The sequence below is a fragment of the Bacteroidia bacterium genome (genome assembly GCA_023228875.1).
Classification (GTDB): Bacteria; Bacteroidota; Bacteroidia; order NS11-12g; family UBA955; genus JALOAG01.
The window spans coordinates 25,161-48,954 of sequence record JALOAG010000003.1; the positions used below are offsets into that span (position 1 = coordinate 25,161).

The following is a 23,794-nucleotide window of genomic DNA, read 5'->3' on the forward strand; positions in this document are numbered from 1 at the left end:
TATAAATTAATATGAATCCAAATCCACCGTACGCATTACACCATACCATTTGAGTATTTTTTCTCCTAAATCCTTACCATCAACGTGTATAATATACAGCCCTGTAGTAATAGGTACATTTTGATTGTTCTTCAAATCCCAATCAAACCAAGTGATATCATCATCCTTTTTCACTCTTCTTACCAATGTGCCGCTTAAAGTATAAATAGAAATTGTACATGTTTTTGGAAGGTTTGTAATTTTCACTCTACTATCAATCGGACTTGTTTCATATTCTGAATAAGCATAGTATGGGTTTGGTACTATGTTAATTAAATCCATTGAGTTAATTTTAGCACCAACCTGAGTTTCAGGAGCGATATCTTTTGTATTAAATGTATAGATAGGAGGTACATTGTTTAAGTTCGTAGTGTATGGTTTCCTCATACGAATTTTGATGGTTACCTCAGAAGGTGGAACTCCATTCTTGAATTCAAATCCAGGAGCAACCATGGTAGGCACAACCCACATTATTTGTGATAATACACCTCTCTTGTTTGCTTCAATCGGAATTGTACCTTCGGTAGGGACCTCCATAATATTTTTATAGAAATTACCTTCGTCATAAATAGGTCCTTTGAAACTTCTATTAGCTTTACCTGAGTAGCTTCCCATTATATATACATAGTGTTTACCTCCAAATACCGGATCGAGACCATTATTAGCCTGATCAAAGAAATTGGCTGTAGGATTCCAAATCATGTCATTACCATTTTGGCCAACCAAATAAGAGTCTTCACCAAATGCTAAATTAAGTCTTTCACCTGTTTCAACATTGATTGCATAGCCGGGGAAATAGCTTGTACCTCTTTCTCCGGGAATTGGTTTTAAATCTTTGTCTAAGGATGTGCCCCATCGGAGGTTAAATTTAGACATTTTACCAGCATTCAAATCTTTGTTTTCACCTAATTCAAACACTACACATTTGGTCCATTTAGACTTATCAGGAGTGATAACAAAGTTAATACTTGCAAGCTCTGCCATCGGATTATCCGCAGGTTGACTGGCGTTCCATGCCATACCAAAAGTTCCATCAACTCTTGAGCATAATGCATAAGGAGCAATTCTACCATCCCATATTTTTTCATAAATTTCATTAGGGTCCATGAGCTCGCCTTGTGCTCTATTTGCATCGGTCATGCCGTTTGCCGGTACTGATGTAACCCCACCTGAACGAATCCAATTAAACTGAGGATTGCCATTTACATCAGGAACTGCAGTTAACCATTGTTTACTCAAATCAGAGTATTCAACCTCATAGCTTAAAAATCCGTTAGTAGGGTCTTCTTTCGGACTGTAACCTGGAGATTTAACTTGTTCTACTGTGATAGAAAGTCCCCAATCAGCTAAAGTAGGTCTGTTTACCAATGGTTTTCTTTCTGCATTAGTACCCTCGGCTGTTTCAAAAGGAAGGGCTAAGGTTGTATCTGAATATACAGTATCTCCGGTAGTTTTGTTTACTAAGAACCAGTAGCTGCTACTGTCTATGTTGTCTTTGTACCTTGCGTCTTGGAGTGAAGGAGCAGCAGCATTCGCATTTCCTTTTAAAGGTGTTGAAGGATCTTCGACAAAAACAAGTTCAAATTCTGCATTAGGTACTTTAAATGGATCTACTACCTTAATTTTAACTGGACCAGCGCCATTTAAGTATGTAACTTCTTGAACAGAATTGTAAGCGAGAATCCTGTCAATGGTTTCTTTTGTAAATTCTAACCTGTTTCCCCCATTTCCTCTACCTTCAATTCTAGTGATTTTTGGACCGGTTCCGTATTTAGATTTTAATATTGTTCCCTCATTTTTAGGCTCTGATTTATGAGGTACCCCTGTAACTCTTTTTATAGTTCTGCCTGCTAAGAATTGTAGCGGTTCATTTTTAAGACTGTCATTAGATGGATATGCATAGGCATATATCATATAATAATATTTTTTAAAGTTGACCAGAGTCTTATTAGATGTAGTTGCAAAAGCATCTTCTGTAAGACTAAAGGTACTTACTAAGCCTTCATCTTTTCCATCCACTTTTAATACAGGTATATCTTGTTGAACTACCGGGTCATATTCCATATTAATCATTTGTCCGATACCATCTTTAATGTCACATTGGAATACAAGTCTGGCTTTGTCAATATTATTGATATCACCTGTACTTACTGTCCCATCTTTTAATTGATAAACCAAATACCCTTGGAAATTGTATTGGATTGAATCTGCATTTTCATTGAGTACAATTTCGCTATAGTTACGTGTTTTATATGTATTTAAGAATTTGAAAACTAATTCATTTTCAAATTCTTGTATTTCTATGTCCGGTGCATCAGGACCTTGAGTTAATAAGAAATTATTATTAAATAATCTTTGAGCTCCATCAGATGCTCTTTTCAATAAACCAAGTGAACCGGTAGCGCCTCCACTGGTTGTTCTAGCCCAAACCACACCAACAGTTACATAATTTACGGCTCCGGGATAAAGAGTAAAAGGACCTGATGATTGTAAATATCTTCTATCACCGGGTGAGTTTCCTGTAGAATGTTCACTCCATATTTGAGAAGGGAAATTTGGATCTGTTTCACCTGGGAACATGTAAGTTGTAGTTTGTGAACCGGAAGTTCCATTTCCACCAAAGGTCATTGCATTTCCGTTTTTCCACTTAGCCATCAAATAGTTGTAGTAGTGGATTGATTGTTGAGGATTACCATTTACCGGATCCCAGTCATTGTTATAATATACAAAAGCATATAGTCCTAATTGATTTCCGGCTGAATCTCTGGGTCCTTCAAAAAAGTCAGTACCGACAGAAGGAGGATTTAATCCATAACCTAATACCCCTTCATCAAAATCATCGCCATTATAGCAGTATCCAAGATCTCGAGGAACATCACAACCAACGTAGTCGTCAAACGCAAATCCCAAATCAGCATCAACCCATTGTCCAAAATACGTATTATCCAAAGGCTCATTACCTCTGTTTACAATTTCTGAACGATAGAATGTCATATTATTTATTTCATCATTGGTAGCAAATGCAAAAGCAGTTGTTCTGATTTCAATTCCAATTGGCATACCACCGGTTTCTGTATGAACATTGCCTCTATCATTATAGACAAACCAAAGCATCATATCGGGTTGGTCTTGAGGTCTGTTTGAGGCTACAGGTCTCAATGGATCGAGTACAGGGTATTCTCCGTTAAATGGTTCATATATTCCGGGTGCTCCGAACCCTGGCTTTTCAAAATATGGAGCCAAATAGTCAGGTTCACCGGGATTGTAACGCTGAGGTCTATTTGAACCGGAGGGCCATTCCAATAAATTAGGGCTGATATCAGTCCAACCTGATTCTTCAGCTTGAATGAGTTCATCGCGTGTAACTTTCCACACTTTATCATAAGCAAGACACTGATCTGCTTCTGTTGAAGCCAAAGCTGTATCAAGAGGTCCGGGCCAAAAGTCAGAACCATTTTGACGATAAGTCATTGCTGCCATCCTAAGATTTCCATCGCCTCTACCGATACCACCTATCCAGAGTGCACCTGCAAAAAGAGAGTGTCTTCTAATGGAGTTTGCATCTGTAACCTTTGGAATTTCATATTTAGGAAATGACAAGTCCCACCACATATCACCTCCGTTAAGAATTTTGGTTCTTACGTTATTTATATCAAGGTCGGCACTCTGACTTGATGCTTTACAATCATTTGCAAAACGTCTAAAGTTGTTACTGGGTAAATCGCTGGGATTAGTCTGCTTGCGTTGAGGATTTTTAGAAAATCCCTGAATCTCTCTCGCTGATATATCTTGTACACATAGTGCAGTAACGAGAGTTAAACAGAATATAATTTTGTTCATTGCTTTCATGTCTTTTTCTTTTTCTTAATTAAAAATTAAATCTAACACCTAATCTTGAGAAGCGAGGAGCAAGGAAATTGCCCGGGCTAGTTGTCAAAATTCTATATAAATCGTAATAAGATTGAGCATTTAATTGCTCAGAAACAGCTTGTTGTCCACGAGGGGAGTTCAAAAATCCGTCATCTGTTGGGGAGCCTGTATATGGATACACACCAGAGATCCTTTCAAAATTAAACACATTGGTTACCCAAAGGAAAGCAGTTGCGGTAACAGGCTTTCTGTCTTTTCCATCACGTGTCTTTCCTCTGTTTATAATAAAGTCCTTTTGGATATTAATATCTGCATTAAACTGCCATGGTAAACGAGAACCAAAAGGTGTACCTTTAAGATTGGCTCTATCTGCAGAACCAATTTGTGTAGGGACATTTGTTTGAGAGTAAGGTAGTCCTGAGTTAGCTGAAATGATAAAGTTAGCATTTACATCACGGAACACTTTCTCTCCCCAATTACCCCATGTTGGTCCTTGATATTTGTAGCTTCCTTGATTTCTTCCAAAGTTATAGTTAAATACTAAACGGATTTGATGACGAATGTCTAAATCACCTAATGGGAACAGTGTTCTAAGATTTGGTTGACCGGATGCTATCAATGCACTGGCAGCATTAGGGTTAGAACCGGTTCCATCTGCAAATTGAAGGTTGTAGTTTGCTCTAAAAGATAAATGATCTCCATCTATTTGGTATTCTGTAGAGAAACCTTTTACAGTACTAAAGTCAATATTTTGGTAACTGATATAGTTTACAGGGTAAGCTTGGTTATATTGGAATAACTGAATATCATTCTTAATTTCTGCATAATATGAACCTAACTCAAGAGATGAATTTTCACCTAACATCTGCTTAAATCCAATTTGATATTCTGTTTTAATACGAGGCTTCAAATTAGGGTTAGCCAAAGCTCCTGAGTTACGAGAATCTAAGAAGTAGTAGTTGTCAATTGTAGAAAATGCATAACCGGCAATTGGTTTTTGAGCCAAAACGTCAAAACTAGCATAGAAGTTTGCATCTTCCCTTATTGGGAATGAGAATAAAATACGGGGTAATACATTGATTTTTGGAGCAAAATCTCTGAATGAATTTCCGGTTAATTTTTGATTTGATGGGTCAACTAAATACGGTGCAATTCTTCCTGAATTAGTTTGGTTTGCAATAATCTCAGGATTGTTGACTTCGTTACCGGCAGCATCATACCATTGATCTCCATCTCTGTAGCCTAAGATACGGGTTGGATTTTTTACGTCATTGACATACACTTTGTAATCTTGTCCCATATTGGAAGGGTGATTGATTTGTATCCCATTTATTTCACTTACTTCACCTAATGTTTTAATTGGATATAATGAATAAGGGTCTTTGAGTACAAGCTGATTTGCGTCATAACGTTCTAATCTTAATCCAAGTCTGAAGATGATGTCTTTGTAAGCAAATTTATCTTGTATCCAAGCTGCTTGGTAGGTTGGTTGAAAAGCACCAATAAGTCTTCTTTGGGGATCGTTGGTAAATGCCTCAACGCTTGGCTTTCCTCTTATTATTCTTCCTAAGTGGTCATATCCGTAGTAACTAACATAACTGCTACCGTTATTAAGCAGTTCGTTTGCGCTAAACATAGTTACATCAAAGTCGTCCGGTGTAAATGAGTTAATTTCAATAAAGCTTCTGTCTGTATAAAAATTACCATTTACATCTCTAATTCCTTCCTTGATTATTTTGTTACGGAAATTCTTGTCAAAATTGGTTTGTTGATCGGTGTTAATGAATCTTTGATATTTAACTGTATCTGTAAAAACGCCATTAGCATCATAGGTTAAATAAGGATTGGCTTTGTCCAGTTCTTTCAAGTGTGTATTCATTAATTGAGGCATTAATGTCCATAGACCAGAAGCCCCGATACCATATCCTCTGTTTACAGTTTTTTCATACATAAACCCGAATTGCAAATCATGTGGAGGTTTATATGATCCGGTTTGTTTGTTACTTTTTACTTGGGTTTCAAACATTGCAAATGCAGTATATCTTTCTGCTTGTCCTTTACTCCAGTTTGCAGTAATAAAACCTGGTGTTGACCAAATTGAATAAAGGTTAGGAGGGTTGTAACCGTTCAGTAGCCCTTGTAATTGTAGAACTTGAAATTCATTCTGAATTGTGATACCACGTTCTCCATAATAGTTATAGAGATTTGTTGTATAATTGGCTCTGAGAGGATTCATGTTTTTGCCCCTGTCTCCGGGTATAAATTTATCTGCTCTGGTAAATTTATAGGCAGTATCTAAGAATCCTATTTGCTCATAATAATTGCTTAAATAAACGGTGTCTCCATTTTGGTCAACATACATTTTTGGTGCATCGCCACTTCTATATGCATAATTAGCAGTTTGGTAACGTTCAAACTTGCCAATATATCCGTAGTCAAAAATCCTATCTCCATGAACAGGGTCATAAGTTCTGCTTAATGTATTTTGATAATCAACCCTAATAGTGTAATAAGTGTTGTTAAAAGTAGTTTTACCAGCTCTTGCTCTTGAGGTGTCGGAAGGAATTCTGTGTGTATATCTCAAATATGAACGAATAGTAACATTGTTGCTAATAGCGTTCAACTTATAGTTCATTATATTATTACTCACAGCCGGACCTCCGGAATATTGTAAACTTGTGAAAAAGCTTAAGTCAATGTTTTTGTTTGGGTTAAAATCTATTTTGCCTTGGAAGTTAGCATCTGTGCTTGCACTATTGGGTCGCACTCTCACATTTTCCATATCAGCCATAGTAAGATAATTTCCCGCATGTACAAAAGCACCGTCAGCATTTGTAATTAAAGGATTTTGTTCAAGCTCTGATAGTTTTGTGTCATTGACTTTATAAACGCCAATATAAGAAGGGCTCGGGTCTCTTGTATAAGTCAAATTACCCGCTACCATATAACCTAAAACAACACGTTCTTTTGAGCCTTGACCTTTATTGCGAATATATAAAGGACCTTGTGCAAAGCCTTCCATCTGAGTCCAGTCAAATCGGTTAGCGCGTTTAAAACGATTGTCATTGTCGAATTTATTTCCTGTTAATTTGAAAAATTCAGTAGGGGTAGAACTTGTTAATTCAAATGAACCTTTATGAAATCTGGAAGCACCTTTAGTTGTAATAGAAATTGCACCTCCGGTAAAATCTCCGAACTGTGCAGGAATACCGTTTTGATAAATTGTGATTTGGCTTTGAGAAGCTTGTGTTTGACCAAATGCACCGATTGCACGTACACCGTCAATAAAGTATGCTGTTGCGTCCACCCTGGACCCCCTGAAACTAACGCCACTTCGGGTTACGTTCACACCGGCTGTAAGTCCTGCAATATTTGCAACACTTCTTGTTGGAAGACGTTTAATGTCTTTATCCGTGAATGTTTTCTTTTGGTCGTCTGCTTCAATGAGTTTTCTGCCTTTTAATCCAGAAACGCCAATCGTATTCAACACTTTGCCCCCGTCTCCGGAGCCTCCGCCTTTTGACATCTTAATATCCCTAAAAATATAGGAGTCAGATGTAATTGTAACTTGGGTTACCGCAGTGTCATACCCAATATAAGTAACAATTACAGTATAATCACCCGGATTCAGTGTAGTAAAAGTAAAGTTGCCATCAAAATCTGAGTAGGTACCATCAATAAAGATACCATTTTGTTCTAATCGAACTGTTGCATAGTCAAGTATTTTGCCTGTTAATGCATCTTTAACAGTACCGCGTAACTGACCGTAATTTGTCTGTGCTTGAACATATCCTGCCATTACAATGAATAGTAATAGCATCGAGGTTCGTAAGTTGGTATAAATCAGTCTCATAAGTGTATTTTTTCAGTTGTATTAACTAGTATTTTATTTCCAATTTAGGTTCGTTTTTGGGTGGTGCAATTTCAGTAAATATTTAATAACAGACAACCCATTATCTGTTTTTTATTTTTTAATTGCATCAAGGCTAATTTCTTGTTCTATTTTTTCAATGAGCGTTTCTGAAATTTTTCTATAGGATTCTCTTGTCCATCCTGCAATATGAGGTGTTATGATTACATTTTGCATGGAAAGTAATCGAGTATAGGTGTTGCTTTCTATGATACTCCATTTCTTAAGTCTTTCATTTTCTATTACATCTGCACCAAAAAATGATATTTGCCCTAATTCCAATGCTTGCAGAACATCTTTGGACACAACTACTTTGCCTCTTGAAGCGTTAATTAATCCAATTGGTTTTTTAAATTGGCTTATAAATGCTTGGTTTACCATGCCTTTTGTCTCTTTGGTAAGAGGCACATGTAACGATAGATAATCCGCTTCTGCAAAAATCTGCTCTAATGTAGATTCAATAGCAAAGGGAGATTTAATTTGCTTGTATTTATCATAAGCAAGTACCTTCATGTCAAATCCTGATAGTCGCTTTGCAAGTATTTCTCCAATATTGCCAAAGCCTATAATCCCCATAACTTTTTCACTTATTTCTATACCTCGGTTTGCTTCTCTGTCCCAATGCAATTTTTTAATGCTGTTACAAGCATGAGCAATATTGTTAGTTAGGTTCAGCAATAAACCAATGGTGTGTTCAGCCACTGCATTTCTATTGCCTTCGGGTGCATTTATGATTAGAATTTTTCTCTTTATTGTTTGTTCTTCATCAATGCTGTCAATACCGGAGCCGCCTTTTGCAATCCATTTCAGTTGTTTAGCCTTTTCAAAGAACGTAACATCACACTCTATTTTGCTTCTTACAATCAGTCCTGTGTAGTTTTCTATAATATCCAGAATCCTTTCCTTGGTTATTTCGGGATTGTAATGAAAGTTGAAATTTAACCTTGACAAGCCCGCTAATAATGCCGGATGAAAGTCATCAACTATCAGAACTTCATCTCGCTTCTTCTCGTTTCTCATCACAAAGGTATAATAGGTGCCTGCAATATTAAGGCTTAAATTTAAGAATGGCAGTAATTGTTATAGGAGTGGTGCAAATCAACTTTTTTGACGTTTCCATAGATTATGTTCGGACAATTTTATTTTTTTGCCGAAGAAACGATTGGCTGCTTGCTCAAATGCAGTTGTGTAATCAGATACATAAAACTGGTGAGCTACAATTTTTTTGTTACTATTTGCAAGATTTTGTTTCTCAATTATTTCTAATACTCTCATTGCAACCACATAAGCACTATTGATAATTTTAGTTTTACTCCCTATCAAAGTTTTGATTTCTTTTTCAATTAGCGGATAATGGGTACAAGCAAGCACAAGAGATTGCATACCGCGAAGCCGAGAGTTCTCTAAATATGCATTGATGACAGCTTTGCTGATATTATTATTATAAAACCCTTCTTCAATCATGGGTGCCAGTAATGGTGTTGCCAGACTTTGAATGGTTTTGGAGGGTGCGATTGATTTGATATATTTTGGGAACACACCGGATTTAATGGTTCGTTTGGTGCCTATCAGTCCGATTTTTGAATTTTTGTCGTTTGCCAGATAATGTACAACAGGTTCAATGACATTGATAACCGGTAAATCTTTAGGAATCCATTTTGTATAAGCATTGCCAATACTTGCTGAAGCAGAATTGCAAGCAATGACAATGAGTTTACATTTTTTCTCTACTAAGAATTGAATAATCTCTTTGCCATAGTTTCTAATGGCTTTGGCAGATTTGTCTCCATAAGGCAAATGGGCGGTGTCGCCAAAATATATGATACTTTCATTGGGGAGTAGCTCAGATATAGCATTGGCGACTGTTAAGCCGCCAATACCTGAATCAAATATGCCAATTGGATTTGTTGACAAGATTGCTGATTAATTGCCCAATGGATTTTTTGGAATAACTGGTGTGGTTTCATTGTCCCCACCTTCTTTTCTTTTTTTCTCAGACTCTTCTTTTGAAATTAATTTGAGTTTAGTGCGCACTAAATTCTCAATATCTTCCGCTTCGCGTTTGTAATGGAGAACAGAAGCATCTAAAATCATGGTATATCCTTTTTCTTTTGCAATTGCTTCGATTGCTTCATCAACTTTTTTTCTCAAAGGTGCCAAGAGTTCTTCTTGTTTGTTGGCTAATTTCTCTTCGTTTTCTCTTTGTTGGTATTGATAAATCTGTTGGAGTTGCTCAAGCGCATATTGCTCTAATTCAATCAGCCTTTTGTTTTGCTCACCGGATTCAATCTTTTTGCTTAACTCTGTTTGCTTTTTTAAATAGTCATCTTCAATTTTCTTTAAATCTTCTTGTAACCCAAGGTAATAAGACATTAAGCTGTCGTTCATTGTTTTGTACTCAGGCAAATCCAAGACTACACTACTATAGTTTAGATAGCCGATTTTTACACTTTGTGCATTCACACCAAGCAATGCGGTTGCCATAAAAACAAATAGTATGGTCCCGTTTAAAATACTTCTTCTCATATATTTTTTAATCATTTTTTACTTTGTAATTCCCAATTCTTCCAATACGTTGTCGCTTAAATCATATTTTGGGTCTGTTATCAAGACTACCATGTTTCCTGCAATGTCAAAAACGAAATCATAAGCTCCATCTTTTGCCACAGATTGAATGGCTTTGAAAACTTTGTCTTGAATGGGTTTGATTAGTTCTTGGCGTTTTCTGAAAAGTTCACCTTCTTGTCCGAATTTTTCTGTTTCAAATTTTTTAATTTCGGTTTCCATGTTCACAATTTCTTGCTCTCTTTCTTTCTTTTGGTCTTTTGTTAGTAATGGTTCTTCCGCTTTATATTCTCTGAATTTGCGATCTAATTCTGCATATTTTTTATCAATCTCGGCTTGCCAATCGGCTGAATATTCATCTAAATGTTTTTGTGCTGAGCGATATTCAGGCATTTTGCCTAAAATGTATTCGGTATCTACATAACCGAACTTTTGCTTTTGTGAAAATGCAGTTGTTGACAATAAAAATGCAAATACGACTAAGAGCAGGTGTTTCATAATTTATTTTGTTTTAAGTGAATAAACCAAATTGCATACCAATTTTTGAGCGGGCAAATTTATTCTTTTTTTATATTGTGCCAAGATAGCATTACAAATACCCTTGCAGTTTATATACCAATGTTCCTAACCATTCTTTGATGAGTAGTTCCCATTTTTGGAAGTTTCTGGCATTAGGGATAATAACCGTGTCTATATTGTAATTTCGTATGGGTTCAAATAAGAAATGTGTAGGGAAGGGTTCTGGCTCAAAACCTGCTTTACGAAACACTTTCATTGCTCGACCCATGTGAAATGCAGAAGTTACGAGTAAAATCTTGGGGTTGTTGATGCCAATGAGTTCTTTTGTGTATTGAGCATTTTCAAAGGTGTTCTTAGACTTTGTTTCTATAAATAATCCCTGTGTCCTAAATTGTCCTTCTTTCAGATATTCTTCTACAAGTTTTGATTCTTTTACATTGGGTTTTGTAAGACTGCCGCTGCCTCCGGATATGACAAGTGTACTAATCTGACCGGATTGAAATAATTTAAGAATTTGCAAAAAACGATCAGAGGATTCTGCAAATGATGTACGATTTAAGTCTTCATCTTTAAAACAAAAGCCACCGAGCAACACGGCTGTATCAGGATATTTTGTGTGTTCTTTAGCAATATTGCGCCATTTTTTTTCGGTTAATACGCCCACTTCGTTTACAATCACACCGTTCCCCAAAACGAATACCAATATGATTGCGGAAAAAATCAACCGTTTGCGCTTAATAAGGTTCTTGGTCGCAAGGCTCCACAGTAGTAAGACAAGTATCCAGAAGAAAGGATTGAGTAAAAAATTCAGAATTTTACTAAAGACGAAAAACATGTCAGAAAGGTTTAACGATGCAAAAATAAAGAAAAGACGTGGCTAATCTTTTGACGTAAATACATCATTGATTATATCCAATTCAAACCCTTTGTCCATGAGTGTTTGGATTATCTTTTGTTTCTTTTGCCAGTCTTTTACTCCCACACCTTTATGTCTTATTGAAAGTTTCTCAACCCAATCTTTTAGTGTCTTTTCATATAAATCAGGGTCAATTTCTTTCAGACTGATTTTGATATTTCTGTCGCTAATTTTTTTTTTTTTAGTTCTCTGATAATTTTAAGTCTGCCCCATTTCTTTTGTCGGAATTTCCCTCCGCAATATGCACGCGCAAAGCGTTCTTCATTCAAAAAATTACTTTGGATGAGTTTAGTAATTATTTCCTCAACATCGTCTGCTCCAAGACCGAAAGTGTATAATTTTGACCGAACTTCTTCATGACACCTTTCTTGGTAGGCGCAATATTTTTCAATTTTCTTAAGTGCAGATGCAGGAGTGAGTTTTTTCATTTAATAGAGGCAAAGGTAGTATTTGCTCAATATGGTTTCAGGATTTATGAGCGCATTTTATGAGTATGCAATCATGTTTGAAAGACTCTTTTTTAATAAAATATTGTGGTAACAGAATTTATTTTGAACTATAATATTGTTTCAAATATTTGATAATCAGTAATATGAATGCTGTTTATGATAATTGTCATATAACAATATGATAAGCATCATTGCACACATCAATAATTCAACTCACTTTTGAAGGTGATTTCATTACATATAAAATGAACGTTATGCACCTTAATTTTAAACATATTCTTTTCGCTGTTTCATCGGCATTGTTTTTTTCTTTTCCTTGTACAAATGCACAATCAAATCAACCGGTGTCCAATACGCTAAAAATATCCTATCAAATGCGCCCAAGACTTGAATTTCGTGATGGTGCTTTTACTCCAATAGCAAAAAACATAAGACCGGCAGCGTTAGTTACACAACGTGATAGGTTGAAAATTGATTATTCTTATCAAGATATCTTAAGTGTTAGAATTGCGCCACAAGTTGTAAGTATTTGGGGGCAAGCGAACATGGTACAAGGTGCTGAAATGAATGGAAATCAAATTTCGATGTTTGAATCATGGGCTAACTTAAAACTTGCAGAGAATTGGAATATACAATTTGGTCGGCAGGTGATTTCGCTTGATGATGAGCGTTTTTTTGGTGAGTTGGATTGGGCGCAAGGAGGAAGAGCGCATGATGCTTTTGGAATCTTCTATAAAAATGACAAGTTAGAAGCAAAGGGTTATTTTGCATTTAACCAAAATTACAAAGCATTGTATGGTAATAATCTGAGCAATCCGGTAGGCAATTTTTACAACACAACAGATGCTTTTCCTTACAAGACTATGCAAACTTTATGGGCGGTTCTCCCAATCAATGAAACAATAAAAATTACTGCTTTAGCTACTAATTTAGGTTTTCAGAATGTAATCATTGGGTTGCCTGCTTCCAAAACTAAATTTATGCAGACTTTTGGTTTGAATTTTTTTGAAAAAGGCAAAACCCTCAGTTTTACTGCATCTGCATATTTTCAAACAGGAGATAAGTTAAGCGCGTATTTAGGTTCTGTAAGTGCAGATTATTTGTTAAACAATCATTGGAAGTTAGGCTTAGGAAGTGATTATTTAAGCGGAAATGATGTTGGATATACCAATGCCGAGAATCATGCATTCAACCCTTTGTTTAATACAGGACATAAGTTCTATGGTTTTATTGATTATTTCTATGCCGGCAATCCTCATGGTGGAGCCGGTTTGTCAGATAACTATGCTAGATTAAACTATAAATCAGACAAAGGTTTCTCATTTGATTTGGCGCTACATCAGTTTTTTACCCCAAATAAGGTAAGAGTGCTTCTTGAAGAATATGAAGCAAATTTGGGACAGGAATTAGATATCACTTTATCATACAAAATCAATGATTTTGTTAATCTGATAGGTGGATATTCATTGCTTCTCAACACCAACACCTTGAATGTGCTCAAATCTGCTCCCAATGCAAGAGGATATCAACAATGGGGATGGATGTCGCTCAATATTAACCCAACACTTTTTAAAACAAATTTTAACTCAAATAAATAAATAGTATGAACAAGAAACAATTTATGATTGGTGCAGTAGTCTCAATGACTTTTGCACTATGGAGCTGTAGCCCGAATACAGGCAACACTTCGCAAAACAAAAACAAAGCTATTGACATGGAAGCAACCGGAGATTTTGAAGTTGCTGAAATCACAGCTGCTCCTAATGTACCTGCTCCTGTTGGTAAAAGAGGTCCTAAAAAGTTGATTATTAACCTTGAAACAACAGAAATAGAATCCATCATTGCAGATACCTTTAGCTATACTTTCTGGACTTTTAATAATATTGTACCCGGAAGTTTTATCAGAGTGAGAGAAGGAGATGAAATTCAATTGAATTTGAAAAATGCTGAAAACAGTATTCTTCCGCACAATATTGACTTACACGCAGTCAATGGTCCCGGTGGAGGAGCTGAAGCAACATTTGCATCTCCGGGTCAAGAAGCCAGTTTCACATTTAAAGCCCTTAATCCGGGACTTTATGTGTATCATTGTGCCGCACCTCCTGTTCCACAACACATTGGAAATGGTATGTATGGTTTGATTTTAGTTGAGCCGGAAGGCGGTCTTGAGCCTGTTGACAAAGAATTCTACATTATGCAAGGAGAGTTTTATGCTAAGACTTCTTCAAGAAGCAGTAAGTTGTTAGAATTTGATAATGATAAGGGCAATGATGAGAATCCAACTTATGTCTTATTCAACGGTAAAAAAGGCTCTATGTTAGGTCCAAATATGTTAGAAGCTAAGGTGGGAGACAAGATCCGTCTTTTTATTGGAAATGGTGGTCCAAACTTGGTTTCTTCTTTCCACGTCATCGGTGAAATTTTTGATAATGTTTATACCGAAGGTGGCAGTACTGTAACTCATAACGTGCAAACAACTTTGATTCCTGCTGGTGGAGCAACTATCGTTGAATTTACTGTTGAGGTTCCCGGTGAATACAATATCGTTGACCACTCTCTTTCTAGAACTTTCAACAAAGGTGCTCTAGGTAAAATCAAAGTTACCGGTGAACAAAATCCTAAGGTTTTCAAAAAGAACTAAACTGAAAATAATTTAATGTATAAGTATCTCGGTGTTATCTTCCTTGCTTTCGTTCTGATTTCATGTAATAAAAATGAAACACAGGTAACTGTGGCGAATGAAAGCAAGGAACCGGATACTATCAAACCTGTTGAAGTAGATGTGAAAATGGTCTATATTCTCGGTGGGGAATATTTGCCTTTTTATGGAGATGACAGTGTGTTAGTTGATGTCAAGCCCTTTTACCTTGATGAAAGACCTGTAACTAACAAAGAATTTTTGGCTTTTGTAACCGCCAACCCGCAATGGCGAAAGTCTGCTGTCAAACGTGTGTATGCGGATAGTAATTATTTGAAATATTGGGTTTCTGATTTGGAATTGCCACCCGGTGCAAACCCTGATGCGCCCGTTTGTAATGTCTCTTGGTTTGCTGCAAAATGGTTTGCAGAGAGTGTTGGCAAAAGGCTGCCTACCCTTGATGAATGGGAATTTGTTGCAATGGCAGATGCAGATACTCCCAACGCAAGACGAAAACCTTCTTACTCTGATTATATTGTTGACTTATATTTAGTCAAAGATAAACATCTGAACCCTGTCAAACAGAGTGCACCAAATTATTGGGGTGTTTACAATATGTTTGATTTGATATGGGAATGGACCGATGATTTTAACTCTATTTTAGTTACCGGAGATTCACGAACCGGTCAATATGATGATAAAGGGTTGTTTTGTGCAGGTGCAGCCACAAACTCAACCGATGTAATGAATTATGCTGCCTTTATGCGCTTTGGCTTGAGAACTTCACTCAAAGCTCGCTATACTGTTGCCAATCTTGGTTTTAGATGTGCCAAAGATGCCCCTATTGAAAATCCGAATAAATGATGAAATATCTTAGCTTTTTAGTTGTAATCTTATCTTTGTTTGCTTGTTCTGAAAAGAAGAACAATACCGGAGAAATTCCCTCAGACTCAATATTTAACTTATCATCACAATGGCAAAATCAGCATGGTGAAAATCTCATGCTTAAAGATTTGCAACGCAAAACACTGGTTGTGGTAATGATTTATACGCAGTGCAAAGCTGCTTGCCCAATTTTGGTTGCCAAAATGAAACAAATTGAATCTAAAATCAATCCAAAACTGATTGAAGATGTATCTTTAGTATTGGTTTCAATCGATCCGGAGTTTGATACACCTGAACAATTGAACAAGTTTGCCAAGAAAAACAATATGGAAGCGAAACAATGGGTTTTCCTTCGTTCAAATGAACTTGCAACACAAGAATTTGCAAATGTTTTGTCAATGAAATACAAGAAAATTGATCCTATTGATTTCTCTCACTCCAACATTATCACTGTATTTGACCCAAGAGGCAAAATGGTTAGCCAAGAAGAGGGTACGGAAATTAATGTAGAGAAAATCGCTACCACAGTCAATGAGACTGCTATGAAAGGGTGAGTTGCGCCTGTGTTTCTTATAATACTACACTCTTATAATTTTCAGCATTTAAAAAAGAAAGATAATTGGGCAGCAGTGCTCTCAAATTCTTTTCCGCTTTTAATGAATCATGAAAAACAACAATATGTCCTGGAATGGTCTTTTTGGTTAGTATCTTTAATGCTTTGGCAACATTCAGATTGGGATAAAAATCTCCTGTCAACAAAGACCACATGATAATTTCATATTCTTTATGTAATAATTGCGTTTGTGATTTGGTAATTCTGCCATAAGGAGGTCTAAACAAATTGCTGTTTACTAACGCACGGCATTTGGCAATATTAGTAATATACTCATCACATTCTGTTTTCCATCCTTTTAGATGATTGTAGGTGTGGTTGCCTACTCTATGCCCTTCGTTGAGGATTTGAGCATAAATTTCAGGGTATTTGTTTACGTTGTCCCCTACACAAAAAAAGGTAGCTTTAAAGTTGTATTTGCGCAGTTGTTCCAATACCCATGGTGTAATGGAAAGGTGAGGACCATCATCAAAAGTGAGGAAGACTTCTTGTCCTGAAACTGTTCTCCGCCATGTGTAACTGAGAAAAATTTTGTCTATGGCTTTAGGAACAATTTGAGGATAGAGCATGGAAGAGTATTTTTTGAGTTACTTTTTTTAATGATTCTTCACAATGTTATTCACCCATTTTAGAATGGCGAGCATCAAAAAAGTGGCGAGCATCAGCAGGATGAAATTAGTCAAGAAAAAATTTGCCTTGTGTTCATAATCATACCACATGCTGGCAAGCACCCCTGAGAGTTTGTTTCCAATAGCGGTTGATAAGAAAAATCCACCCATCATTAATGCTGTAATTCTTGGAGGGCTGAGTTTAGAGACTAATGAAAGTCCCATTGGGCTTAAACAAAGCTCGCCCACAGTAATCACTCCATAGCAAGCGACCAACCAGAGTGGAGAAACCTTGATTGCGCCATTGCTTCCAATATATGCAGCTGCTACCATAACCAAACAAGATAAGGCAGAAATAAACAGCCCTAACGCAATCTTGCTGGGCGTGCTGGGTTCTTTTTTGCGTCTCCCCAATGCCATAAAAATACCTACTACAATAGGGGTGAGTATGATAATCCAGAATGGATTCACTGATTGAAATAATTCTGTATTAATGAGAAAAACACTCTGTCCTTCTTCGGGAAGGGCTGTCGGGTTGGCATTTCTAAAATAAATATCCCTGCCCATTTCTTTCATTGTATTACCGTTTTCATCCCTCACCACAGTGAATTGTTCATCATAGGCAGGTACTTCTTTTACTGTGTACTGCACTTCTTCTGCCAAGTATAAATAATTCAGAGGCTTTTCTAAACTCTCAGAAATAGTTCTGTTTGTATAAAACTTAGCCCAACGGGTTAGCGCAGTGCCATTTTGCTTAAATACTGCCCAAAACATGATACTTACAGCAAATATTGCCAGCAATGCGCCAATGGGTTTCTTTTCTGTTGAATTTGATTTGAAATATAAAGAAATATAGAATACTATCAAAGGAATACACGCAAAGATAAAAGCATCAGTGCTGTCGCTACCTAAGATGTTGCCGGGAACAAACCAGCCAATAAACCCTGCTAATATTGCCGGAACAAACACCAAGAGCAAAACCTTGCCAAAACTTGTGTCGCCTTCTTGTTTTGGCTTAATGATGTTTGCGTGTTTATAATGTTTTAAACCAAAAGAGAAGACAATTAACCCGACAAACATACCAATGCCGGCAGTCATAAATGCAGCACCCCAATCAAACTTGTTGCGCATGAAAGCTGCAATAATGTTGCATATAAAAGCACCTATGTTGATACCCATGTAAAATATGTTGTAACCTATGTCCTTATATGGCTTGTACTTTTCTTCAGAGTATAGATTGCCTAGTAGTGTCGAGATATTGGGTTTAAACATTCCATTGCCTAAGATAATCAGTGCAAGGGCGGTATAAAAAGATGTCATTCCGGGTAGTGCAAGAGCAATATAGCCCACACCCATCAAAGTGCCTCCAATATAAACGGATTTAACATAACCCAAAATCCTGTCTGCAATAAAACCACCCAAAAAAGGAGTGATATAAGTCAGTGCTATAAATGTTCCAAAAATGTCATCCGCATTTCTGTCGCCAAATGCCAAGCCTCCCTTATCTACATCAATCATGTAAAGTACGAAGATGCCCAGCATAAGGTAATAGCCGAACCGTTCCCACATTTCTGTGAAAAATAAATAGGGAAGTGCCGCAGGGTGTTTTTTATTTGCCATAAGTATTTGCTTTTTACGTTCCGTGTTTTTTTATGAAGTTGAGTGTTATTCTTTCTTAAATCGGAGCATTGACCACTCTCCTTCATTCTTTTTGTCGATGTAAGTAAGAGGACAGGTTTCAATGAGTTCTGAGATATCAGTTTGTAAAAAGCCGCTTAATAACAGCACTCCATCTTTGTTGATATAATGCGCATATTGCTGCACATCATCTAATAATACACCGAGGTTGATGTTGGCAATAAACACATCAAAACGCTGATTCAGTTTTTCTAATATCCTTACATCACCTTTGTAAACACTGATTTTTTCTTTGCAATGATTTAATTCAAAATTCTCTTGAGCATTTTCGACTGACCAATCGTCTATGTCAACTGCAACAATTGACTTTGCACCTTGCTGTGCAGCATATATCGCCAAAATTCCGGTGCCGGTTCCCATATCAATGACAGTTTTTTCTTTGATATCTGTTTCCATCAGACTTTCTAAAATCATCTTAGTAGTTTGATGATGTCCGGTGCCAAATGACATTTTGGGGTCTATGATGATTTCGTTTGGAAATTTGTTGTCTTTGGGGTGAAAACTGCCTCGAACATAGAGTTGGTCTTTGATGGCGATTGGTTGAAAATAATTTTGCTCCCAAACCTCATTCCAATTACGATCTTCAATGATTTCGGTTGTGTGTTCCGGTTGGATTATCTTTTTTGAAGCCAACTCTTCAATAGTTTGTGTGAGCAAATCCAAGTCAAAATCCTCAACCGGAATATATGCTAACAGCCTGTCGTTTTCTTCTACAAATCCGGTGTAATGTATTTTGGTAAAAAAAGCAGAAGCAATTTCAGCATTTTCCTGATAGGGTTCTGCTAAAAATAAGGTAACTTGGGTATGGTCGTTTTTAGACATATCCTGAGGTGCAAGGATAATGGAAAAAAATTGAAAGTTACAGGTCTTTTACAGTAACTCTTTTGCGAACAAAAATATCCTTGAATCTCAAAAAGAAAGCGATGGCGAGATAGAATATTACTGGAGAAAAGAATGAAACAAAACTCAGGTAAATAAAAAACATTCGAACCAATGAGATTGGTAAACTGAATTTCTCTGCAATCTCAGTGCAGACGCCAAATATGCGGGGTTCAAAAAAGCTCTTAAGCCACTTCATGGCGGCAAAGATAATTGTTCATTTGTGCACATTCGTAAATTTTTACTTTCAAAACCATCATAAGCTTAAAAATGTGGAATGAACAATCAAAAATTATTTCATATTCGCACCCCCTAAAAAATTCAATCAGTAACAACAATTTATGCCATAGCAACAGAAATGAAAGAAACCTATTTGATTACAATAGCAGATAGCTCGCATCACAGGTATGCAGAGCAGATTTGTATAGAGTACGAAGAATCTGCCAAACAAAGAGGTACCGGAATAGCCCAGAGGACACCGGAATATTTACAACAAAAGATGGATGAAGGAAAAGCCGTGATAGCCCTTACTCTGAGCGGAGAGTGGGCTGGGTTTTGCTATATCGAAACATGGGGACATGGAAATTTGTAACAAATTCCGGCTTGATTGTTTCCCCAAAATTTAGAAAAGAAGGCTTAGCAAAGGAAATAAAAAATAAGGTATTTTCTTTGTCTCGTGAAAAATTCCCGGATGCACAACTTTTTGGTCTTACAACCGGACTGGCTGTAATGAAAATTAATGCTGAATTAGGATAAGCCCGTTACATACTCAGAGTTGACAGACGATGATGCTTTCTGGGCAGGCTGTAAAAGCTGTGTAAATTATCCAATCTTGATGAGCAAAAATAGAAAAAACTGTCTTTGTACTGCGATGCTTTATAATCCGGCAGAACATCATGATGAACAAAAATCAACTCCTGATGATGTGAAACAAAAAAGCAACACTTCTGTGTATGAAAATGTCAAAGGGATAGTGAAATCATTTTTAAAACGCAATCAAAAAGAAACAATTCTATAAATGACCAATAATCCAATGAAAGTGGTATTGGCATTTAGCGGTGGATTAGACACGAGTTTTTGTGCAGTTTATCTGTCAAGAGACAAAGGGTTTGATGTACATGCTTTAATGGTCAATACCGGAGGTTTCAGCGAGACTGAGATTTCAAGAATCCAACAACATGCACAAGCCCTTGGCGTGTCTTCTTTTAAGTCAATAGACGCAAAAGAACAGTATTATCAATCTGTAATAAAATACATGGTGTTTGGGAATGTGCTGCGCAACAATACTTACCCTTTATCTGTAAGTGCAGAACGAACTGTGCAAGCGATTGCAATTGCTCAATATGCCAAAGAAATTGGTGCTGATTATGTTGCGCATGGAAGTACCGGTGCCGGAAATGACCAAGTGAGGTTTGATATGGTGTTTCAAATATTGATTCCACATGTCAAAGTGATAACTCCTATTAGAGATTTGAAACTTTCAAGAGAAGAAGAGATTCAATATTTGCAAAAATTTGGTATTCAAATGAATTTTGAGAAAGTGGCTTACAGTATCAACAAAGGAATATGGGGAACATTTGTTGGCGGCAAAGAGACGTTAACTTCACGCATGCCCTTGCCCGAGAGTGCATTTCCTTCTCCCTTACTGGCTCAAACTCCTATGGATATTCGTCTGAAGTTTGTTAAAGGCGAATTACTTGGAGTTGATAACATTGATTATTCTTATTCGGTAGATGCTATTCAAGCTCTTCAAAAAGTTGCAGAACCCTTTGCTATAGGAAGAGATATTCACGTAGGAGATACAATTATTGGAATAAAAGGTAGGGTGGGATTTGAAGCAGCCGTACCTCTTTTGATTATTAAAGCACATCATCTATTAGAGAAACATACTCTTACCAATTTGACTCCAATAAACCTACTCTATTACTTAACTCTCATCATGATACAGTAAAACCAAATTCATCTTATACCATCAACCCGTTCGAGCCTATTGAAATTGCCGGCAGATTGTATGGTTTGGGTTCAAATGATGCTGGCGGGGCATTGGTGTCGTTGATAGGCGCCTTTTTACATTTTTATCATAATCCAAATCTTCCCTTTAATATAGTATTTGCGGCAAGCGCAGAAGAAGAAATTTCCGGTAGTGGAGGCATAGAGTTATTAAACAATAGTATAGGAGCGATTGATTGTGCGATTGTGGGTGAACCTACTTCGCTCAAAACTGCAATAGCCGAGAGAGGTCTAATGGTTGTTGATGCCTTCGCACGAGGTAAAGCAGGTCACGCTGCACGAAATGAGGGTGTTAATGCAATTTATATTGCGCTCCGTGATATTGAATGGATAAGACAATTTAAGTTTGATAAAGAGTCAGACTGGTTAGGACCCGTATCGGTAAACGTAACTATTATCAATGCAGGCGTTGCTCATAATCAAGTACCCGAGCAATGTACCTTTACTTTAGATATTCGATTGAATGAGCATTATAGTCACGAACAAGTGTTGAGTCTATTACAACAAGGAATGCAGTCAGAGTTGAGCCTTCGCTCAGCACGCTTACGCCCTTCATTTATTGAAATCTCGCACCCCTTGGTTTTGGTGTCAAAGGAGTTAGGGTTGGACTTGTATGGCTCTCCTACCACATCTGATCAAGCACTCATGACGTGGAGTTCGATTAAACTGGGTCCGGGAGATTCGACATGTTCACATTCAGCGGATGAATATATTTATATACATGAAATAGAAGAAGGCTTTGCTTTATATTGCAAGTTAATTGATAAACTTGCTTCTTATTATTAATAGAGTGATAAAATGAAAATTTGGCAAAAAAACAATTTTGAGTACAATGATATTTCTCTCAAAACAGAAGGATTTACTGTGGGAAATGATCGTAAATGGGATATGCGACTTGCGGAGTTTGATGTTGTCGCCTCGTTGGCACATGCATTGATGTTGCATGAAGTTGGAATTATCACACAACAAGAATGTATTGATATACAAAAGGGGCTTAGTCAGTTGTCCGAAAAAATACATTCGGGGCAATTTCGGATTGAAGAACATATTGAGGATGTGCACTCGCAAATAGAAAAAGAGTTGATTGAGAGTATTGGTGAAGCCGGAAAAAAGTTCATACCGGACGTTCTCGTAATGACCAAGTATTGGTTGCACTCAAACTATACTTCAAAAGTGAAATAAGAGAAATTGCGAATCTGTCCTTTGTCCTTTTTGAAAGACTGCAAGAGTTGAGCGAGTTGCATAAAAATGACTTATTGCCCGGCTATACACACTTTCAGTTAGCAATGCCATCTTCATTCGGTCTTTGGTTTGGTGCCTATGCCGAAGCATTGGTAGATGATTTAGAGTTGTTAGCAACAGCATATTCTGTTTCAGATAAAAACCCACTCGGTTCAGGTGCAGGATACGGGTCTGCTTTCCCTATTAATAGAAAGATTACAACAAAGCAATTACAGATGCGGACACTAAATTTTAATTCGCTCTATGCTCAATTAACACGTGGAAAGACTGAGAAATTATTACTTAATGCTATTGCCGGCATTGCTGCGACTGTGTCAAAATTTTCTTATGATGTGTGTGTTTATTTGAATCAGCAATTTGCATATATTTCTTTCCCGGAATCGCTTACTACCGGTTCTAGTATTATGCCACACAAGAAAATCCCTGATGTTTTTGAACTTTTAAGAGCAAAATGTAATCGGATACAAGCCACACCTAATGAAATGACCCTTTTGATTAATAACCTTCCATCAGGTTACCATCGAGATATGCAACTGACAAAGGACATTGTTTTCCCCGCAATCGATTCAATGAAGGAATGTTTGCAAATGTTTTTGTTTAGTCTGCAAAATATTCAAGTGCACCAAAACATTCTTGATGATGACAAGTTTAATGACCTTTTCACGGTTGATACTATAAATCAATATGTTCAATCAGGCATGAGTTTTAGAGAGGCATATAGAAAAGTGGGAACAGAGGTGAATGAAGGAAGTTTTAAACCCATTAAGAACATTCACCATACCCATGAAGGGAGTATCGGCAATCTTTGTAATGATGAAATTAAAGAGCAGATGCTGCTGGTAATGCAAAGATTTGTAAATGCTTAGTGGCAAAGGATATAGCTTGTATTTCAAGAATACTTGCCTACTCTCGTTTTTTGTCCAACAGATGCAAGAACTTGATAATTAATCAAA

General features: G+C 36.8%; 17 protein-coding genes and 4 pseudogenes. 8 read left to right on the plus strand and 13 right to left on the minus strand.

Annotation, left to right across the window (positions count from 1 at the left end):
* Positions 1–6: 6 nt before the first annotated feature.
* The 9 genes from M0R38_04500 to M0R38_04540 form a co-directional block, all read right to left on the minus strand.
* A complete protein-coding gene (locus tag M0R38_04500) occupies positions 7–3,879 on the minus strand; it encodes a hypothetical protein (GenBank protein ID MCK9481008.1) in 3,873 nt (1,290 codons plus the stop codon).
* A gap of 28 nt (positions 3,880–3,907) precedes the next feature.
* A complete protein-coding gene (locus tag M0R38_04505) occupies positions 3,908–7,762 on the minus strand; it encodes a carboxypeptidase-like regulatory domain-containing protein (protein MCK9481009.1) in 3,855 nt (1,284 codons plus the stop codon).
* Positions 7,763–7,873: 111 nt separating this feature from the next.
* Entirely contained in the window at positions 7,874–8,839 is a 966-nt protein-coding gene (locus tag M0R38_04510; protein ID MCK9481010.1) for an NAD(P)-binding domain-containing protein, read from the minus strand.
* Between the two features lie 78 nt (positions 8,840–8,917).
* A complete protein-coding gene (gene murI, locus M0R38_04515) occupies positions 8,918–9,733 on the minus strand; it encodes a glutamate racemase (GenBank protein ID MCK9481011.1) in 816 nt (271 codons plus the stop codon).
* Positions 9,734–9,742: 9 nt separating this feature from the next.
* Entirely contained in the window at positions 9,743–10,360 is a 618-nt protein-coding gene (locus M0R38_04520) for an OmpH family outer membrane protein (protein ID MCK9481012.1), read from the minus strand.
* 3 nt (positions 10,361–10,363) lie between these two features.
* Entirely contained in the window at positions 10,364–10,882 is a 519-nt protein-coding gene (locus M0R38_04525) for an OmpH family outer membrane protein (protein MCK9481013.1), read from the minus strand.
* Positions 10,883–10,973: 91 nt separating this feature from the next.
* Positions 10,974–11,738, minus strand: a complete 765-nt coding sequence (locus M0R38_04530) for a YdcF family protein (protein ID MCK9481014.1) — start codon at positions 11,736–11,738, stop codon at positions 10,974–10,976.
* A 42-nt stretch (positions 11,739–11,780) separates the two neighbouring features.
* Complete coding sequence (locus M0R38_04535) at positions 11,781–11,954, minus strand: RecX family transcriptional regulator (GenBank protein MCK9481015.1); 174 nt, start codon at positions 11,952–11,954, stop codon at positions 11,781–11,783.
* A gap of 5 nt (positions 11,955–11,959) precedes the next feature.
* Positions 11,960–12,247 carry a RecX family transcriptional regulator gene (locus M0R38_04540; GenBank protein ID MCK9481016.1) on the minus strand — a complete coding sequence of 96 codons (288 nt, stop codon included), beginning with the start codon at positions 12,245–12,247 and terminating at the stop codon, positions 11,960–11,962.
* A gap of 212 nt (positions 12,248–12,459) precedes the next feature.
* Between M0R38_04540 and M0R38_04545 the strand changes: the two genes are divergently transcribed.
* From M0R38_04545 to M0R38_04560, 4 genes and pseudogenes are all read left to right on the plus strand, one after another.
* Positions 12,460–13,866 (plus strand): alginate export family protein, encoded by a 1,407-nt coding sequence (locus tag M0R38_04545; GenBank protein ID MCK9481017.1) that lies wholly within the window; start codon positions 12,460–12,462, stop codon positions 13,864–13,866.
* A gap of 44 nt (positions 13,867–13,910) precedes the next feature.
* Positions 13,911–14,897 (plus strand): annotated as a pseudogene (nirK, locus tag M0R38_04550) (copper-containing nitrite reductase).
* A 27-nt stretch (positions 14,898–14,924) separates the two neighbouring features.
* On the plus strand, positions 14,925–15,770 hold the full coding sequence (locus tag M0R38_04555) for a formylglycine-generating enzyme family protein (protein ID MCK9481018.1): 846 nt from the start codon (positions 14,925–14,927) through the stop codon (positions 15,768–15,770).
* Positions 15,767–16,345, plus strand: coding sequence for an SCO family protein (locus tag M0R38_04560; GenBank protein MCK9481019.1), 579 nt, complete (start codon positions 15,767–15,769; stop codon positions 16,343–16,345). The genes M0R38_04555 and M0R38_04560 overlap by 4 nt, the downstream gene beginning before the upstream one ends.
* Positions 16,346–16,361: 16 nt before the next feature.
* On the opposite strand, the gene M0R38_04565 is transcribed toward M0R38_04560, so the two are convergent.
* Genes M0R38_04565 through M0R38_04580 form a run of 4 tightly spaced genes read right to left on the minus strand, consistent with a single transcriptional unit; the run spans position 16,362 to position 19,788 of the window.
* Positions 16,362–16,973 (minus strand): polysaccharide deacetylase family protein, encoded by a 612-nt coding sequence (locus M0R38_04565; protein MCK9481020.1) that lies wholly within the window; start codon positions 16,971–16,973, stop codon positions 16,362–16,364.
* Between the two features lie 27 nt (positions 16,974–17,000).
* Positions 17,001–18,632: a peptide MFS transporter gene (locus M0R38_04570; protein MCK9481021.1), complete on the minus strand. Its 1,632-nt coding sequence runs from the start codon at positions 18,630–18,632 to the stop codon at positions 17,001–17,003.
* A 45-nt stretch (positions 18,633–18,677) separates the two neighbouring features.
* A complete protein-coding gene (gene prmA, locus M0R38_04575) occupies positions 18,678–19,532 on the minus strand; it encodes a 50S ribosomal protein L11 methyltransferase (GenBank protein MCK9481022.1) in 855 nt (284 codons plus the stop codon).
* Between the two features lie 37 nt (positions 19,533–19,569).
* Positions 19,570–19,788, minus strand: a complete 219-nt coding sequence (locus M0R38_04580) for a PspC domain-containing protein (protein MCK9481023.1) — start codon at positions 19,786–19,788, stop codon at positions 19,570–19,572.
* Between the two features lie 159 nt (positions 19,789–19,947).
* On the opposite strand from M0R38_04580, the pseudogene M0R38_04585 reads away from it, so the two are divergent.
* The 4 genes and pseudogenes from M0R38_04585 (at position 19,948) to argH (ending at position 23,707) form a co-directional block, all read left to right on the plus strand.
* Positions 19,948–20,607: pseudogene (locus tag M0R38_04585) on the plus strand (GNAT family N-acetyltransferase).
* A 15-nt stretch (positions 20,608–20,622) separates the two neighbouring features.
* A pseudogene (locus tag M0R38_04590) lies at positions 20,623–21,486 on the plus strand (argininosuccinate synthase).
* Between the two features lie 74 nt (positions 21,487–21,560).
* Positions 21,561–22,385 (plus strand): M20/M25/M40 family metallo-hydrolase, encoded by an 825-nt coding sequence (locus M0R38_04595; protein ID MCK9481024.1) that lies wholly within the window; start codon positions 21,561–21,563, stop codon positions 22,383–22,385.
* Positions 22,386–22,397: 12 nt separating this feature from the next.
* A pseudogene (argH, locus tag M0R38_04600) lies at positions 22,398–23,707 on the plus strand (argininosuccinate lyase).
* Positions 23,708–23,794 lie beyond the last annotated feature (87 nt).

What these genes read in the sequence shown, in the direction of transcription:
- M0R38_04500 (MCK9481008.1), bottom strand. Translation starts at nt 3,879, where the DNA reads ATGAACAAAATTATATTCTGTTTAACTCTCGTTACTGCACTATGTGTA.
- M0R38_04505 (MCK9481009.1), bottom strand. Translation starts at nt 7,762, where the DNA reads ATGAGACTGATTTATACCAACTTACGAACCTCGATGCTATTACTATTC.
- M0R38_04510 (MCK9481010.1), bottom strand. Translation starts at nt 8,839, where the DNA reads ATGAGAAACGAGAAGAAGCGAGATGAAGTTCTGATAGTTGATGACTTT.
- M0R38_04520 (MCK9481012.1), bottom strand. Translation starts at nt 10,360, where the DNA reads ATGATTAAAAAATATATGAGAAGAAGTATTTTAAACGGGACCATACTA.
- M0R38_04525 (MCK9481013.1), bottom strand. Translation starts at nt 10,882, where the DNA reads ATGAAACACCTGCTCTTAGTCGTATTTGCATTTTTATTGTCAACAACT.
- M0R38_04530 (MCK9481014.1), bottom strand. Translation starts at nt 11,738, where the DNA reads ATGTTTTTCGTCTTTAGTAAAATTCTGAATTTTTTACTCAATCCTTTC.
- M0R38_04540 (MCK9481016.1), bottom strand. Translation starts at nt 12,247, where the DNA reads ATGAAAAAACTCACTCCTGCATCTGCACTTAAGAAAATTGAAAAATAT.
- M0R38_04555 (MCK9481018.1), top strand. Translation starts at nt 14,925, where the DNA reads ATGTATAAGTATCTCGGTGTTATCTTCCTTGCTTTCGTTCTGATTTCA.
- M0R38_04560 (MCK9481019.1), top strand. Translation starts at nt 15,767, where the DNA reads ATGATGAAATATCTTAGCTTTTTAGTTGTAATCTTATCTTTGTTTGCT.
- M0R38_04565 (MCK9481020.1), bottom strand. Translation starts at nt 16,973, where the DNA reads ATGCTCTATCCTCAAATTGTTCCTAAAGCCATAGACAAAATTTTTCTC.
- M0R38_04570 (MCK9481021.1), bottom strand. Translation starts at nt 18,632, where the DNA reads ATGGCAAATAAAAAACACCCTGCGGCACTTCCCTATTTATTTTTCACA.
- prmA (MCK9481022.1), bottom strand. Translation starts at nt 19,532, where the DNA reads ATGTCTAAAAACGACCATACCCAAGTTACCTTATTTTTAGCAGAACCC.
- M0R38_04580 (MCK9481023.1), bottom strand. Translation starts at nt 19,788, where the DNA reads ATGAAGTGGCTTAAGAGCTTTTTTGAACCCCGCATATTTGGCGTCTGC.